This is a genomic window from Acinetobacter sp. SH024 (assembly GCF_000163635.1).
GTDB lineage: Bacteria > Pseudomonadota > Gammaproteobacteria > Pseudomonadales > Moraxellaceae > Acinetobacter > Acinetobacter pittii.
The window spans coordinates 1,375,409-1,388,423 of sequence record NZ_GG753600.1; the positions used below are offsets into that span (position 1 = coordinate 1,375,409).

Genomic DNA, 13,015 nt, shown 5'->3' on the forward strand with positions numbered 1-13,015 from the left:
GGCATAGATGTATATTTCTGTGACCCACATTCACCTTGGCAAAAAGGCACATGCGAAAATATGAATGGTTTAATTAGGCAATATTTACCTAAAGGGATTGATTTAAATCAGGCAGATCAGCATTATTTAAATCAAGTTGCCATGTCACTGAATACTCGTCCTAGAAAGGCGTTAGATTGGCTTACACCATTAGAGAAATTTGCTCAGCTTGTTGATTATCATATGGCTTTTGAAACTGTCGCACCTCATGTTTGAATTCGCCGAATAAAGAATACTTAGATGCTTGGGCCTTATTAGCTGAATTGGAAACAGATATAGTTTTTTTAGAAAAAAATATTGACGATAACTTTTCTAAAATATATAAAGTTTTCTTTTATAAAAAAATGATAGAAAATTGGCAATCCTTATTTCCGTATAAAATATTTTTCAGTATGGGGTTTACTGTAAAATATTATTTATGCTCAATTTGTTCGGAAGTAGTAAAGCCACGGAATAGGTGTAAGCATAAAAAAGGTATGCTTTATAATGGAGAGCTATGTTTCCATATTGGGGGGGAAATTGAGGAAATTAAAGAAATCTCTATTGTAAAAACACCAATGCAGAAAATTTGTATACCACATATAGATTATGACTATTCTATTGTAGATTATGTTTCTGAAAGGCTTCAGCACCCTTTTGATGGATGGGAACCTTTTAAATCGAAAATAACGTTGAATAGATCTGAATTTAACCACCTTAGTGAGGGAGCTATATGTCCGTGTCAAGAAGAAATGGTTTTATTCAAAGACTGTTGTTTTAATAAGGATAAAATTGAAATTCCTCATCTCGATATAATTTTTGAGAAAAATTTTTCTCCAGAATTGGAAAATGAAATTATTAAAATCGGAAGTAAAGTCTTAACAGGGACTATCTAGTTGTAAGTATTTCTAAAATTAACATAATACGCCTTATGCGAAATTTAATTTTTTATCTGATATAAATCATAGTTTTATTTTTTAACAAAAGCCCAACTCATAGTACTTGGGCTTTTTTAATGATTTGTCATCTTTCAGGATTACTTATTGATCAACTCCCCCCAATTTCATGTAATCTCTCTTAGTCTAAAGCTGATCAATATCTAATCTAAATCCTTCATATATCGTAAGAGTTACTAAACTTTTGAATTACTGAAATAGAAAATGACAACTTATGTGTCACATGACAAACAGAAACCATGGCTTATGTCCGCTAGCTCAAATCCAAATACCCAAACACAGCCCTTTCAACTCGCTGCTGCAAATCATTTAAATTACTTTCCCCTGCTATACCTGCCGCGTTAATCATTCCTTTACTTAAGGCAATTACATCTTGTGCGGCTATCTGTGCATGTGAAATATCAGAACGTATAAACAGATCAGAAATTATGGTTTCAAGCTCGTGTTGATGCTCACTTTCCTCAATGTCTTTTCCAATGAGTTCAGAAGCAAATTCTAGAGTTCGTGCCAATTGCGGACGGCTCAATTGATGTTGCACAGCAGTTTGGATGATGAGTTTTAGTTTATCTTTTAAGTCTGCGGCATCGTGTTGCTGTATGGCTTCAACAATATGGGTTGAAAGCTTGGCGCGCTCACGTCGAATTAACTCAACGATTAAAGCATCTTTAGATGGAAAGTACTGATATAGGCTACCAATGCTTACACCAGCAAGTTCAGCCACAGCATTTGTGTTAAATCCAGCAAAGCCTAAAGACTCCAAAATGCGAGCAGCCGCCTCTAAAATAGCTTCAAATGTAGCCACTGAGCGTGCTTGACGCGGGCGTTTTCGTGGGTCTGGGAGGGTTTCTGACATGAGCCGAAATGCGAGTATTTAATGTGAGTAATCACTCATATACTGACTGAGTCATATTGATATGACAAGCAAATGCTGTCTTTTCAGTTGAGCTACAACTCGCCTCAGTCATGGAGTGGTTATGTCTAGAACCTATACTTTTTTTATTCATTTAAGAGCCTTGCCCGCTTGGTTGGTTTTAGCTCGTGAAAAGCGGGCTGAGTTTAATACACAAAAGCTTGAACCTATTTTTGAGAAGTACCCGACTGTAAAGGTTCGGTGGTATGACGTTGAAGCGTTTAGCACTAAAGCCAGTGATATTGCTGTGTTTGAGACGACATCTTTGCAAGATTATTATTTTGTGATTGATGCAATTCGAGCCTCTGAATTTTGTACAGTGCCCTACTTTGAGTTTGTAGAGATTATTCCAGCAATTGAAGATGAATATGTGGAGTATAAAAGTTCTTTATAAACTCTATTAGTCTAATTAATTAAAAACAGATATTACATATCAATTTCAAACAATTACAATAAATTTTTAAAATTTGTAAGAACATATAAAATTAAATCTACTAAAAATAAAAAAATATTCAAAAAAACAACACCATTACCACTTCAGGGTCATGGTGTTATTACAAATAATCTATTTTACTTAAACCAATTTAAAATCCATGTTTTAATATTATTGAAAGTACTAACAATAGAATCCCAAGCACCTTTTATCCATACAATAATATCTGAAACAATTTTAACAATATAATCAACCAACCTAGTAAATAAATCATTGATTAAATCACTAATTTTTTGTGCTGCAACGATGATAAGGTTTTGAGCTACAGGAAAAGTATTACCAATCTTTTCTGCTTCTGCAAAAATCTTCTCAATATTATCATTTGCTTTCTTCTTAGCATCCTCTTTAATTTTATTCAGTTTATCTTTAAATTTTGATTGTGAACTATCAGAATTACCACTGTCTTTCAGCTCTTTAGCAGATTTTTTTAATTCTTCTTCGATAGTTGAAGCAGTATTTGTAGACAAATCCTTTGCTTGATTTTGTAAATCATTCAATTTACTTTGAACAGAATTATCTGCTAATTCACTATCATCAGCGACCAGATACTTATTCGTTGCCTCCATTAAACCTAAAGAATCTTCAACCAAATTAGGATAATATGGTATTGCCACACCATTATTAATATTATTTTGGTAGTGCTCTTTCATTTCACTTAGAACATTAACGAAGTTTGTCATATATTATTCCTATAATACTTTTAATAATTAGTAAGATATTTATTATGATTAGATTTTTTAAACTTTATCATTATGATTAGTATAAAATAATTCTCATCACAATATAAAATAGATTAACATAGCAAATCTATAATTAAATATCTCACTCCACACTAATTACAAATAAAAAACAATAAAATTATTATCAAATTAAAATTAAAAATTATTTAAAAAAATCACAAAAGCGCTTAAAAAAAATACATTTTAATTAATTATTTTAAATATTAAAATAATCTAAATAATATTGTTAGCAGAAGTATTTCATAAATGTTTTAATGCGAACTGTCACCTCTAAAATATCCTCAAATTATACCCTGAACCTATACTTTTTTTATTCATTTAAGAGCTTTTCCTGCTTGGTTGGCTTTAGCTCGTGAAAAGCGGGCTGAGTTTAGTGCACAGAAACTTGAACCTATTTTTGATATGTACCCGACTGTAAAAGTTCGGTGGTATGACGTTGAAGCGTTTAGCACTAAAGCCAGTGATATTGCTGTGTTTGAGACGACATCTTTGCAAGATTATTATTTTGTGATTGATGCGATTCGAGACTCTGCATTTTGTACAGTGCCCTACTTTGAGTTTGTAGAGATTATTCCTGCAATTGAAGATGGGTATGTGGAGTATGGAAGTTCTTTATAAAAGTTTTGGTTCCACTTAATCAGGTCTTAGGCTGTTCTAAGTACATAGCCAAGCTACTGATTTTTATATATGATTAAAAAAATTCAATTCTTTTTTCATATATGAATACTAAAAAGAAAGGCGACGCTTTTGAAAATTTTGTTTTTGATTATTTCTCGATCCTACTCAGAAAGGGTTACTTAGGCATTAACCCTAATCAAGCTAAAATTTACAAACAGAAAAAGTACTATTCAAAGGATAGAGAGGGCTACATTATCTTTGATGTAGCTATTGAAGTTTCCTTCTTTGAACAAGAAGATCCATTTCTAGTTATTCTTATTGAATGTAAAGATTATGGTAAAAAAGTACCTGTTGATGATATTGAGGAATTTTCAACCAAAGTTAGTCAAGTCGGAAAGCATAATACTAAGGCTATCTGCATTACTAAAAATGGCTTCCAAAAAGGAGCATTAAAAATTGCAAAAAATAGAAATATAGGACTATGGAAAATCACCACTAATGATAATCATGAAGTTATCTTTAATAGAACAATTAATAGAATAAAGAATAATGATGAAATCATAAGTAATGCACTCACTTCAGAAAATTTCCAAGATATTTCTGCTACGAATATCTTTATTCAAACACCCCTACGCTTTACAAGCATTCCAAAAGATTTAATTTATGATTTCCTTTCTTTGCAGAAAGATGTATCTCCAAAAGAATTCTTCACACAACACCGTGTAAATTCATACTCTAAAACTATCCCTTATAAATCTAAAAAAGAGTTAAGCATCCTTGCAGAAAACTTATTTGATAAATTTTATAAAAACGATGAGATAGATTTAAATGAAATAATAAATACTCTAGGTTATAAACTTATTGAGATTGATACTCCCGAACACCCCAATATTATTGGTAAGCTAGAAACTAAATTAAAAACTATTACTATTTTGGGAACTACCTTCTTTTCTCAACATCAGATTAATTTTGCAAAAGCACATGAAATAGCACATATTTTTCTTAACCATAGCAAATATATAATTTCAGAGAACTTTTCACCAGCTATGGAATCTCACTCTGTAGATATAGAAATTACCCAAAATATTGATCGACTAGAATTTCAAGCAAATTATTTTGCAGGTTGCTTACTACTGCCTGAAAATCGGTTAAAAGCAACTTTAAACTATTATTTACAACATTATGGCATCAGAAATAGAGGATTCTCACCACTCTACATTGACTCACAACCATGTAACTTTGAAAATTATAGAAGAATCATTTTACCTTTGACTGAAATTTTTAACGTTTCCCAAGAAACAATGAAAATTAGACTAACAGAATTAGGTTTAGCTCAATTTGCTTTTCAACCTACTTCTACCAATAAGGTAAAGAAGTCATATATAGATCGGTTCTAAGCCCTCCCCCAAAACCTCTCCAACACCACATCCCGTTCATTCAAACTGTTAGAGCTTAAAACTTGTAACATCAAGCCATCAATTAAGTTTAAAACCATGTTGGCATCGGGTTTGAGTTTGTTGGTTTCTAAACTAAAGACCAAATCAAAAATTTCTTTTAGTAGCCATTTTCGATATTCAACTGCCATGCGGTAAGCCCGTGGATAAAGCAGTTTTAATTCAAAAATAGCTTTAAACAAAAGATGGTAAAGGCTATTTACATCGACATGTAAACGAACAATTTCTTTAAGTTTATCGGCTGCGGTTGGGTAGCGATGTGAGTAGACAATTGCCAGAACTTCTTCTTTAAGTCGGCTTTTTTGAAAGATTAGGCACATTTCAACAAGCCGTTCTTTTGAGTGAAAGTAGTTATAAAACGTGGCTTTTTGAATTTTGGATTTTTTGATAATCAGGTCTACGCCTGCATTATGGAATCCATGCGTGGTAAAGAGTTGGATGGCAGTTTGAACAACCTGTAATTTTTTGGAAGATCTTTCTAAAGTTGGCATCGTTTTACCTTTATAAATTCTTGTTGTTTCTAAATGAGATAAAAAGCCTGTGCCCTTTCTGGGAGAAAAAAAGGCACAGCAAAGCCGTAAGACGGTGCTTGGCACATCTCAAGTTTTGTTGTTGCTAAGTTTTAAGTAAAAATGACTTAAAGCCTGAAAACCTTATGGCGTTCAAGCTGCTGTAAATTTTTAAGCTGTGTCGTTATAGCTTTTGGCACTGAGGGCCAAAAAATGATGGATGTGCATAGCCAACTCCTGATTTTGGGAGTTCTGCCAAAGCATTCATTTGGAATTATGGTGGCAGAACGAAAGAGGGTTAGCAGACTGGCTTCGAGAACCCAGCACACCCGAAGGTGTCCCCCTTCCGTCCTACCGCTACAAAAAGGGAGACGAGTGGGTCTACATCAAAAAAATGAATTTTTTCAATGTCCTCAAAGAACGGTCTGCTAAAACCGACTGGCAATGTGGCCAGCACGCAAAGCATAATCTGAGAGTTTAGAAGTGTCAATGTAGCTTTTAGGACAAATGATTAAATATCTTATTGTTTTTCATTAGATTAACTTAATTATTATTTTAGATATTATATTTAATTGTATTTATTCATTTTTTAAAAAGAGTCAGATACGGTAAGCTAAACCTCATAAATTTTACTTTTTGATTTTGAATATTTTTTAGAACTTTACGAGAACATAAATGATAAGACTATCTTCAAAGTCCATTTTAATATTAACAACTGGGTGTTTATTGAATGGTTGTAGCCAAGGCCCTCTTCCATTAGAGGTTACACTACATCAAGATTATGTATGTGCCTTTACCAATAAACCTCCAAAAACCACTTATCCTGTTGATAATAGTTTTTTGATTTATATGGGGAAAATCGACAATAGAAACGCATATTCAAGTTCTTATGAGAAGTTTTACCCAAGCGGTCCGTTACCAATAGAAGAAAAGGATTGTGTAAAAATTCCTTTAAAAGAATTTGAAAAGAATGTGGTTTATGACATTACTTTGGATACATACAAAACTTTCGATACACGTATTTGTGTAGTAGAACATAACAATAAGCTAGAAATTCGAGAGCCTGAACCCGGTGAAACAACTTGTAAATAGGCTTGTTCCTAGGTCCTCATTTCATCCTTTCAGAAACAACAAAACAGGTGGGATTAGACAATCTCGGTCTGCCCCACTTGGTGATAAGCACGGTTAAAATAAACCAAACTTTGGTCATGTTGGCTTTGTTTAATCGCTACAATCGGACATATAAAAATTGTGTGTGTACCGACTTGTTGAATTTGCTCAATCTCACAATCGAAACTTACCAAAGCATCATCTAACACAGGTGAACCCGTTTCTAACTCAATCCATGCGCCATGTTTAAAGCGCTCTTCTGGTGTGAGTTTAGATGAAAATGCTTTTGAAATATGTTCGTGATGCGCGCCTAAAACATTCACAGTTAAGATTTTGTTATCTAGGAAATGTGCATGCGAACTCGCAGATTGGTTCATACACACCAATAATGTCGGCGGTGTGTCAGTCACACTACAAACAGCAGAGGCAGTAAATCCAAAACGGCCAGACATGCCTGCCGTGGTCACAACACTAACTGCACTTGTGAGTAAAGACATTGCATTTCTAAAGTCTGTTGCTTGAACCATGACATTATTCCTAAATTGAACCGTACCTTGTCCTGTGTGTTTGCTATACCGCCCAACTCCATCAGGAAGGTACTATCGACATGCGATCTGATTAGAGCGACATGTAGTAAGTAAAATGAGGGTTACTTGTTTGATTATCAACTGCCATCAAAAAAGTAACCCTTTATACCACTTATTGGTAAATATTAAGCAGTAAGATCATAACCAGTCAGTTCTCGGCGAACGATTTCTGCACCTGCACTTAAAGCATTTAACTTGCCACGTGCCACTTCACGAGAAAGAGGTGCCATGCCGCAGTTTGTGCAAGGGTAAAGCTTGTCAGCATCTACAAACTGAAGCGCTTTACGTAGTGTGTTAGCCACTTCTTCTGGTGTTTCAATCTGGTTAGATGCAACATCAATTGCGCCGACCATGACTTTTTTACCGCGAATGAGTTCGAGTAAATCGATAGGCACATGTGAGTTGTGACATTCTAACGAGATGATATCAATGTTAGACGTTTGAAGTTTCGGGAAAGCTTCTTCGTATTGACGCCATTCAGAACCAAGTGTCTTTTTCCAGTCAGTGTTGGCTTTAATGCCGTAACCGTAGCAAATGTGGACCGCAGTTTCACATTTTAGACCTTCAATTGCACGCTCTAAAGTCGCGATGCCCCAGTCATTTACTTCGTCAAAGAATACGTTAAATGCAGGTTCGTCAAACTGAATGATGTCTACACCAGCAGCTTCTAACTCACGTGCTTCTTGGTTCAAGATTTTGGCAAATTCCCAAGCCAGTTTTTCACGGCTCTTGTAGTGGCCATCGTAAAGCGTATCAATCATGGTCATTGGGCCAGGTAATGCCCACTTAATTGGTTGATCGGTTTGCTGACGTAAAAATTTTGCATCTTCAACAAACACAGGCTTTTGACGAGACACCGCACCTACCACAGACGGTACGCTTGCATCGTAACGATCACGAATACGAACGGTTTCGCGCTTCTCAAAATCTACGCCATTTAAGTGTTCAATAAACGTGGTCACAAAGTGTTGGCGGGTTTGTTCGCCATCGCTCACAATATCGATGCCAGCAAGTTGTTGTTCGTGCAACGCCAAACGTAACGCGTCTTTTTTACCTTCGGCTAAGCCTTCGTTTTCAAGTTTCCAAGGCGACCAAAGCTTTTCAGGTTCTGCAAGCCAAGACGGTTTTGGTAAGCTGCCAGCAGTTGAAGTCGGTAATAATTTTTTCATGATCAATGACCCGTATATTGATTAATTAGGAGCGTAATTAGCAGACCACTGCTCAAGAATCGCTTGGTATGGTTTGATAAATTGCTCTTCAACAAACTTCCCCTGCTCAATAGCCAAACGGCTACGTTCTTCACGGTCATACACAATTCGAGTAAGTGAATAATCTTCGTGCTTCAAGCTTGGTTGATAAGATTTTCCAGCCACTGAATTTGCGTTATAAATTTCAGGACGGTAAATCTTTTGGAATGTTTCCATCGTACTAATGGTACTAATCAACTCAAGGTTGGTGTAATCACTCAACAAATCGCCTGTAAAATAGAACGCTAACGGCGCAACGCTATTTGGCGGCATAAAGTAGCGAACTTTTAAGCCCATTTTTTGGAAATATTCATCAGTGAGTGAATAGTCTTCTTGCTTGTATTCAACACCTAAAACTGGATGTTCGTTTTCAGTACGGTGATACTCTTTAGTCGTCGAAACGCTTAAGCAAATCACAGGCGCCTTTTTAAAGTTGGCTTTATAAGTCTCAGAGTTAATAAAGCTCTTAAACAAGTTACCGTGCAACTCACCAAACTTTTCTGGCGTGCTAAACGTAGACTTGTTCTTGTTGTGATCTAACAACAGCACACTAAAGTCATAGTCACGTACATAAGACGAGAAGTTGTTGCCCACAATACCTTCGATGCGTTCATTGGTTTTCTTATCAACAATATTGGTTTTCAATATTTCGATTAAAGGAAGCCCGCTGGTACGATTTTCGGCATCAATATTCATTTCAACTGAAATGATTTCAAGTTCAACGCCATAGCGGTCGCCTTTAGGGTTGTCCCAATGAGCTAAGGCATTGAAACGATTGTCGATCATCTGCAATGTATTGCGCAAATTTTCTTCGCGGCTCATCCCTCTTGCCAAGTTAGCAAAGTTGGTTGTAATACGTGTATTGTCTGCTGGACGATAGTTCTCATCGAAACAAATACTCTTAATCGTAAATGTAAATTCTTTACTCATTGTGATCAGTACCCTAATTTCTGAGATAAAACCTAAATAAAAACTTTTTGCTCTTTTTAAACTTTCCAGACTTGTCAGATTTGTGCCTTATGGTCTTATCAAAGTGAATTACTGGAGCGCTTCAGAGCATGAATAGATTTATACCGCAATCAGAACATGAATAAAAATGATTTAGTCTCATTATAAACTGAGTGAAATTCATGTTTAGGGTTTAACAAATAAGTATGAAGTTAAATATTTTTCATCTTAGGAAATTTTAGACAGCAGAAATTCAATATACAGCGCTCACACGGCACCTTAATTATTTTAAATATTCATTATTTTTTCAAATACTTATAAACAATTAATTAAGTTAAAAAGAATCAAACTAAAGTAATGTGTGCTGACTCTCATTCATCTCTGCTTTTAGCCATTCTAAAAATATGGTTTTACGTGAATCTTCCTCAAAAGCGCTATGAGAAAGTAAAAAATAGGCTGAATTATCTTGCACAACAGGTGAAATTCTTTTCAGTAAGTTCCATTCAAGCTCTTTTTCAATCATGTAAATTGAGATCACAGTTGCGCCAAGTCCTGCCAAACAACCTTCTAAACATAGATAAAAATGTTCGAGTTCAACTTTGGTGTAGCCTTTCAAATTTTGCTTTAACTCAGCAATGCGACTCATGCTTTTGAAAAAATTCGGTCTAGAGGTCGAAATGAGTAAGTCGTTTGTTTCCGATGGCTTGATTGCTTGAACTAGAGCGATATATTCATCAGCAATCTTTTCGCTATAAATATGCTCTCCCCAATCAAAGTCATTTCTGCGAATTGCGATATCAATATTATCTTTTTCAAAATCGACCACGCCACCTGCGGTAAGTAACACAACCTCAAAATCATGACCGAGCTTTTTAAATTTTGATAACCGAGGAATGAGCCATTTCATGGAAAGCGTCGGTTCACACGACAAGACCAGTTGCTTGTTGTGAGTTTTAGGCTGGCTGAGTTCTATTAAACATTCATCGAGTTGACCAAAAACTTGATGGCAACAACTCAATAAAATTTCGCCCTGCTCGGTCATCACAAGTGTTTTATTTTTACGATCGAATAAAGTCGTATTTAAAGCTTCTTCCAAATTATAAATCTGTTTACTGACCGCACTTTGCGTCACAAATAATTTCTTTGCAGCTAAAGTCACACTGCCATACTTCGCCACAAAATAGAAAAATTTTAGTGAATTCAGCGATATTCTTTCAATCATTCCAAAAACTCATAGATATATAGTCGTTTTTATCGATTTTTATTTTTAGATTTCTGTTCAAAATAAAAATCATCTTTATTAAACCCCATTTTAGATGATGAAAAACATATTGAATATCGATATCTATCTTCACAGGCGTATAGATAGAGCTTATTACGTGGAAAAAATAACTGCTTTAAGCAAAACAGTTCACCTCTCAAATACATTCCAAAAAGTACAGATGAATTACCTCGTTTTCAGTGAGAGTGCAAGATAATGGCAGAGTTTATTGCGGTTATTCTTATTACGATTTTGGCGGTGGTTAGCCCCGGCGCTGACTTCGCGATTGTGACTAAAAACAGTTATCTGTACGGTAGAAAAATAGGTGTGTTCACTTCACTGGGAATATCACTTGGCGTGTTGGTGCATGTGACCTACACATTAGTTGCCGTTGCCTTTGTAATGACTTATACGCCGCAAATTTTGAATATTGTTAAGTACATTGGTGCACTTTACCTGATCTATATTGGCTATAAAACCTTTACGCAAAAACCTGTTTTAGACGCTGTTGCTTTAAACGCTATAGGCAGTTTTCAAGCCATAAAATACGGCTTTTTTACCAATGCCCTCAACCCTAAAACCACACTATTTGTAATTAGTACCTATACGCAAATTGTGAGTTTAACTACACCTGAAAGCGTTCTTATAGCTTATGGCCTTTTTATGTCTTTTGCCCATTTTGTATGGTTCTCACTAGTAGCTGTGCTGTTTTCATCCATGCTATTGAGGCAAAAAATGTTAGCCAAGCAGGTGCAAATTAATAAGGTGATTGGTTCAATTTTATGTGTCTTAGGCGTGATTTTACTTTTTACTAAGTTTCAGTAGAGCCGTTTAATTTTTAAGAAACTCTATAGTGAAATTATGGTTAATGGACTGAGTGCTTCGTACAGAACTCAGTCCATTTGAGTGAGATAAAAAGCTATGTTTTAACTTTTTGATTCTGATAAATCATTTACGTTCCAACGGTTTGCTCTTTTAAAGGTTCCGACATCGTTAAACCGCACTCCCATATCACGCATGACTTTATGGGCAACTGGTGCCGTCATTTGGCGAATGTAGAATGGTTCTTTCACCACAAAATGATGGATAGCATGTGTTGAACCAAAGTTAAAGCAAAACAATTGGAACGGTATCATCCACCACGGCGTTAATACTTGAGTTTGTTGAATGACATTACCCAATTCAACATCACCGTAGTAATGCATATTGCTAGTCACAAAGTGCAAGCAGAAGGTACGCAGCACATTCGGCGCAACCCAAACAACAGTCAAAATATTAACTACATGCATGATATTTAAAGTGGTAGCTGACCAAGCAATTGGTGCATCCGCCCAACCTGCAACAGCATCAACTGTATGAAAACCTAAAAAGATATACCACAGCGACCAGTGAATAATCCCTAGCGGAAAATAAGCCATAAATGCACGTTTAAAAATGACTTTTCTAACCGTCCAATTGCTTGCAGAAATAATACGGAACAAGACAGCCAAGCCGTTATCACCAATCGCGATGAGTCGACGTATGCTCCACTGCTCTCCATTGGTTAAAGCTCTTTCTTCTAAATCAACTTCGGTGCCTGAGTTTTTATGATGGTTAAAATGCAGCTCACGACGTTTCCACGGGTTAATGGTACTTGGTCGAGCTAACCAGACTAAGCCCATCATTAAATGATGTGCCCATGGTTTCTTTCTAAAATACATCCAGTGAATCAGGTCATGCTCTAACTCATGGGTGAGCGATGCAAAAAAAGCAATAATTGGAATTGCAAACCAAGCTGAAAGTTGATGATTTATATAGAGCACGGCAGTCGCTATCATGCTGACCAAAGATATAAATAGAATCATCGCCCCAATGGCATTTTGATGGTTCAAAATAGGATGGCATTTGCGTAAAGCCACGCCTTCTGCTGTTACTACTTTTTTAATATGTTCGGTTTTTTCGCTATCGGTCATTCCGGCAGGATTTTTATAAATATAGGTCATCCGTTATTCCTCAGTTTTTCATGCCCCTACTTTATTTAGATCACCCTAAGTGTGCTTAGCTCGAAACGCCAATTTATTGGCTATGGATGCCAAAATAAAAAGATTCAAAATAAACAAAAGATTTTTTAGTTTTGAATCTTTTATACTGTTCACAGGAATATGAGTCACAAGTTATAGGACAT

The 13,015-nt window shown here is 35.6% G+C and carries 15 protein-coding genes; 7 read left to right on the top strand and 8 right to left on the bottom strand.

The window, feature by feature from the left end; all coding sequences use genetic code 11:
• Together HMPREF0013_RS12300 and HMPREF0013_RS12305 are read left to right on the top strand one after the other, a co-directional pair.
• On the top strand, positions 1–255 hold a 255-nt coding region (locus tag HMPREF0013_RS12300; RefSeq protein WP_000452158.1), incomplete at its 5' end, for an IS30 family transposase.
• Positions 252–914, top strand: a complete 663-nt coding sequence (locus tag HMPREF0013_RS12305; RefSeq protein ID WP_005803280.1) for a hypothetical protein — start codon at positions 252–254, stop codon at positions 912–914. The genes HMPREF0013_RS12300 and HMPREF0013_RS12305, both read left to right, overlap by 4 nt.
• A 313-nt stretch (positions 915–1,227) precedes the next feature.
• Here the strand turns inward: HMPREF0013_RS12305 and HMPREF0013_RS12310 are convergent, their stop codons facing one another.
• On the bottom strand, positions 1,228–1,827 hold the full coding sequence (locus HMPREF0013_RS12310) for a TetR/AcrR family transcriptional regulator (protein WP_005803281.1): 600 nt from the start codon (positions 1,825–1,827) through the stop codon (positions 1,228–1,230).
• A 121-nt stretch (positions 1,828–1,948) separates the two neighbouring features.
• On the opposite strand from HMPREF0013_RS12310, the gene HMPREF0013_RS12315 reads away from it, so the two are divergent.
• Positions 1,949–2,278: a darcynin family protein gene (locus tag HMPREF0013_RS12315; RefSeq protein WP_005803282.1), complete on the top strand. Its 330-nt coding sequence runs from the start codon at positions 1,949–1,951 to the stop codon at positions 2,276–2,278.
• Positions 2,279–2,454: 176 nt separating this feature from the next.
• Here HMPREF0013_RS12315 and HMPREF0013_RS12320 read toward each other — a convergent pair whose 3' ends face one another.
• Positions 2,455–3,057 (bottom strand): YtxH domain-containing protein, encoded by a 603-nt coding sequence (locus HMPREF0013_RS12320; RefSeq protein ID WP_005803283.1) that lies wholly within the window; start codon positions 3,055–3,057, stop codon positions 2,455–2,457.
• 372 nt (positions 3,058–3,429) lie between these two features.
• On the opposite strand from HMPREF0013_RS12320, the gene HMPREF0013_RS12325 reads away from it, so the two are divergent.
• The gene (locus HMPREF0013_RS12325) at positions 3,430–3,735 is read left to right on the top strand and encodes a darcynin family protein (RefSeq protein ID WP_068558335.1); all 306 of its coding nucleotides are present in this window, start codon (positions 3,430–3,432) and stop codon (positions 3,733–3,735) included.
• A gap of 101 nt (positions 3,736–3,836) precedes the next feature.
• A complete protein-coding gene (locus HMPREF0013_RS12330; protein WP_005075179.1) occupies positions 3,837–5,132 on the top strand; it encodes an ImmA/IrrE family metallo-endopeptidase in 1,296 nt (431 codons plus the stop codon).
• On the opposite strand, the gene HMPREF0013_RS12335 is transcribed toward HMPREF0013_RS12330, so the two are convergent.
• Positions 5,129–5,680: a TetR/AcrR family transcriptional regulator gene (locus HMPREF0013_RS12335; protein ID WP_019767943.1), complete on the bottom strand. Its 552-nt coding sequence runs from the start codon at positions 5,678–5,680 to the stop codon at positions 5,129–5,131. The two genes, HMPREF0013_RS12330 and HMPREF0013_RS12335, sit on opposite strands and share 4 nt — an antisense overlap.
• 693 nt (positions 5,681–6,373) lie before the next feature.
• Here HMPREF0013_RS12335 and HMPREF0013_RS25475 point away from each other — a divergent pair.
• Positions 6,374–6,790 carry an NF045616 family extracytoplasmic (lipo)protein gene (locus HMPREF0013_RS25475; protein ID WP_005803288.1) on the top strand — a complete coding sequence of 139 codons (417 nt, stop codon included), beginning with the start codon at positions 6,374–6,376 and terminating at the stop codon, positions 6,788–6,790.
• A gap of 53 nt (positions 6,791–6,843) precedes the next feature.
• On the opposite strand, the gene HMPREF0013_RS12345 is transcribed toward HMPREF0013_RS25475, so the two are convergent.
• The 4 genes from HMPREF0013_RS12345 to HMPREF0013_RS0105340 form a co-directional block, all read right to left on the bottom strand.
• Positions 6,844–7,335, bottom strand: a complete 492-nt coding sequence (locus HMPREF0013_RS12345) for a flavin reductase (protein WP_000249487.1) — start codon at positions 7,333–7,335, stop codon at positions 6,844–6,846.
• A 185-nt stretch (positions 7,336–7,520) separates the two neighbouring features.
• Positions 7,521–8,564, bottom strand: coding sequence for a methionine synthase (locus tag HMPREF0013_RS12350; RefSeq protein WP_005803291.1), 1,044 nt, complete (start codon positions 8,562–8,564; stop codon positions 7,521–7,523).
• Positions 8,565–8,585: 21 nt separating this feature from the next.
• Positions 8,586–9,572: a DUF1852 domain-containing protein gene (locus tag HMPREF0013_RS12355; RefSeq protein WP_000031350.1), complete on the bottom strand. Its 987-nt coding sequence runs from the start codon at positions 9,570–9,572 to the stop codon at positions 8,586–8,588.
• Between the two features lie 367 nt (positions 9,573–9,939).
• A complete protein-coding gene (locus HMPREF0013_RS0105340; protein ID WP_017402932.1) occupies positions 9,940–10,812 on the bottom strand; it encodes a LysR family transcriptional regulator in 873 nt (290 codons plus the stop codon).
• A gap of 255 nt (positions 10,813–11,067) precedes the next feature.
• On the opposite strand from HMPREF0013_RS0105340, the gene HMPREF0013_RS12360 reads away from it, so the two are divergent.
• Positions 11,068–11,676: a LysE family translocator gene (locus tag HMPREF0013_RS12360; protein WP_005803295.1), complete on the top strand. Its 609-nt coding sequence runs from the start codon at positions 11,068–11,070 to the stop codon at positions 11,674–11,676.
• 101 nt (positions 11,677–11,777) lie between these two features.
• On the opposite strand, the gene HMPREF0013_RS12365 is transcribed toward HMPREF0013_RS12360, so the two are convergent.
• Positions 11,778–12,803 (bottom strand): fatty acid desaturase, encoded by a 1,026-nt coding sequence (locus HMPREF0013_RS12365; protein WP_079377704.1) that lies wholly within the window; start codon positions 12,801–12,803, stop codon positions 11,778–11,780.
• Positions 12,804–13,015 lie beyond the last annotated feature (212 nt).

What these genes read in the sequence shown, in the direction of transcription:
- HMPREF0013_RS12355 (WP_000031350.1), bottom strand. Translation starts at nt 9,572, where the DNA reads ATGAGTAAAGAATTTACATTTACGATTAAGAGTATTTGTTTCGATGAG.
- HMPREF0013_RS12315 (WP_005803282.1), top strand. Translation starts at nt 1,949, where the DNA reads ATGTCTAGAACCTATACTTTTTTTATTCATTTAAGAGCCTTGCCCGCT.
- HMPREF0013_RS12335 (WP_019767943.1), bottom strand. Translation starts at nt 5,680, where the DNA reads ATGCCAACTTTAGAAAGATCTTCCAAAAAATTACAGGTTGTTCAAACT.
- HMPREF0013_RS12360 (WP_005803295.1), top strand. Translation starts at nt 11,068, where the DNA reads ATGGCAGAGTTTATTGCGGTTATTCTTATTACGATTTTGGCGGTGGTT.
- HMPREF0013_RS12365 (WP_079377704.1), bottom strand. Translation starts at nt 12,803, where the DNA reads ATGACCGATAGCGAAAAAACCGAACATATTAAAAAAGTAGTAACAGCA.
- HMPREF0013_RS12345 (WP_000249487.1), bottom strand. Translation starts at nt 7,335, where the DNA reads ATGGTTCAAGCAACAGACTTTAGAAATGCAATGTCTTTACTCACAAGT.
- HMPREF0013_RS0105340 (WP_017402932.1), bottom strand. Translation starts at nt 10,812, where the DNA reads ATGATTGAAAGAATATCGCTGAATTCACTAAAATTTTTCTATTTTGTG.
- HMPREF0013_RS25475 (WP_005803288.1), top strand. Translation starts at nt 6,374, where the DNA reads ATGATAAGACTATCTTCAAAGTCCATTTTAATATTAACAACTGGGTGT.
- HMPREF0013_RS12330 (WP_005075179.1), top strand. Translation starts at nt 3,837, where the DNA reads ATGAATACTAAAAAGAAAGGCGACGCTTTTGAAAATTTTGTTTTTGAT.
- HMPREF0013_RS12320 (WP_005803283.1), bottom strand. Translation starts at nt 3,057, where the DNA reads ATGACAAACTTCGTTAATGTTCTAAGTGAAATGAAAGAGCACTACCAA.
- HMPREF0013_RS12350 (WP_005803291.1), bottom strand. Translation starts at nt 8,564, where the DNA reads ATGAAAAAATTATTACCGACTTCAACTGCTGGCAGCTTACCAAAACCG.
- HMPREF0013_RS12310 (WP_005803281.1), bottom strand. Translation starts at nt 1,827, where the DNA reads ATGTCAGAAACCCTCCCAGACCCACGAAAACGCCCGCGTCAAGCACGC.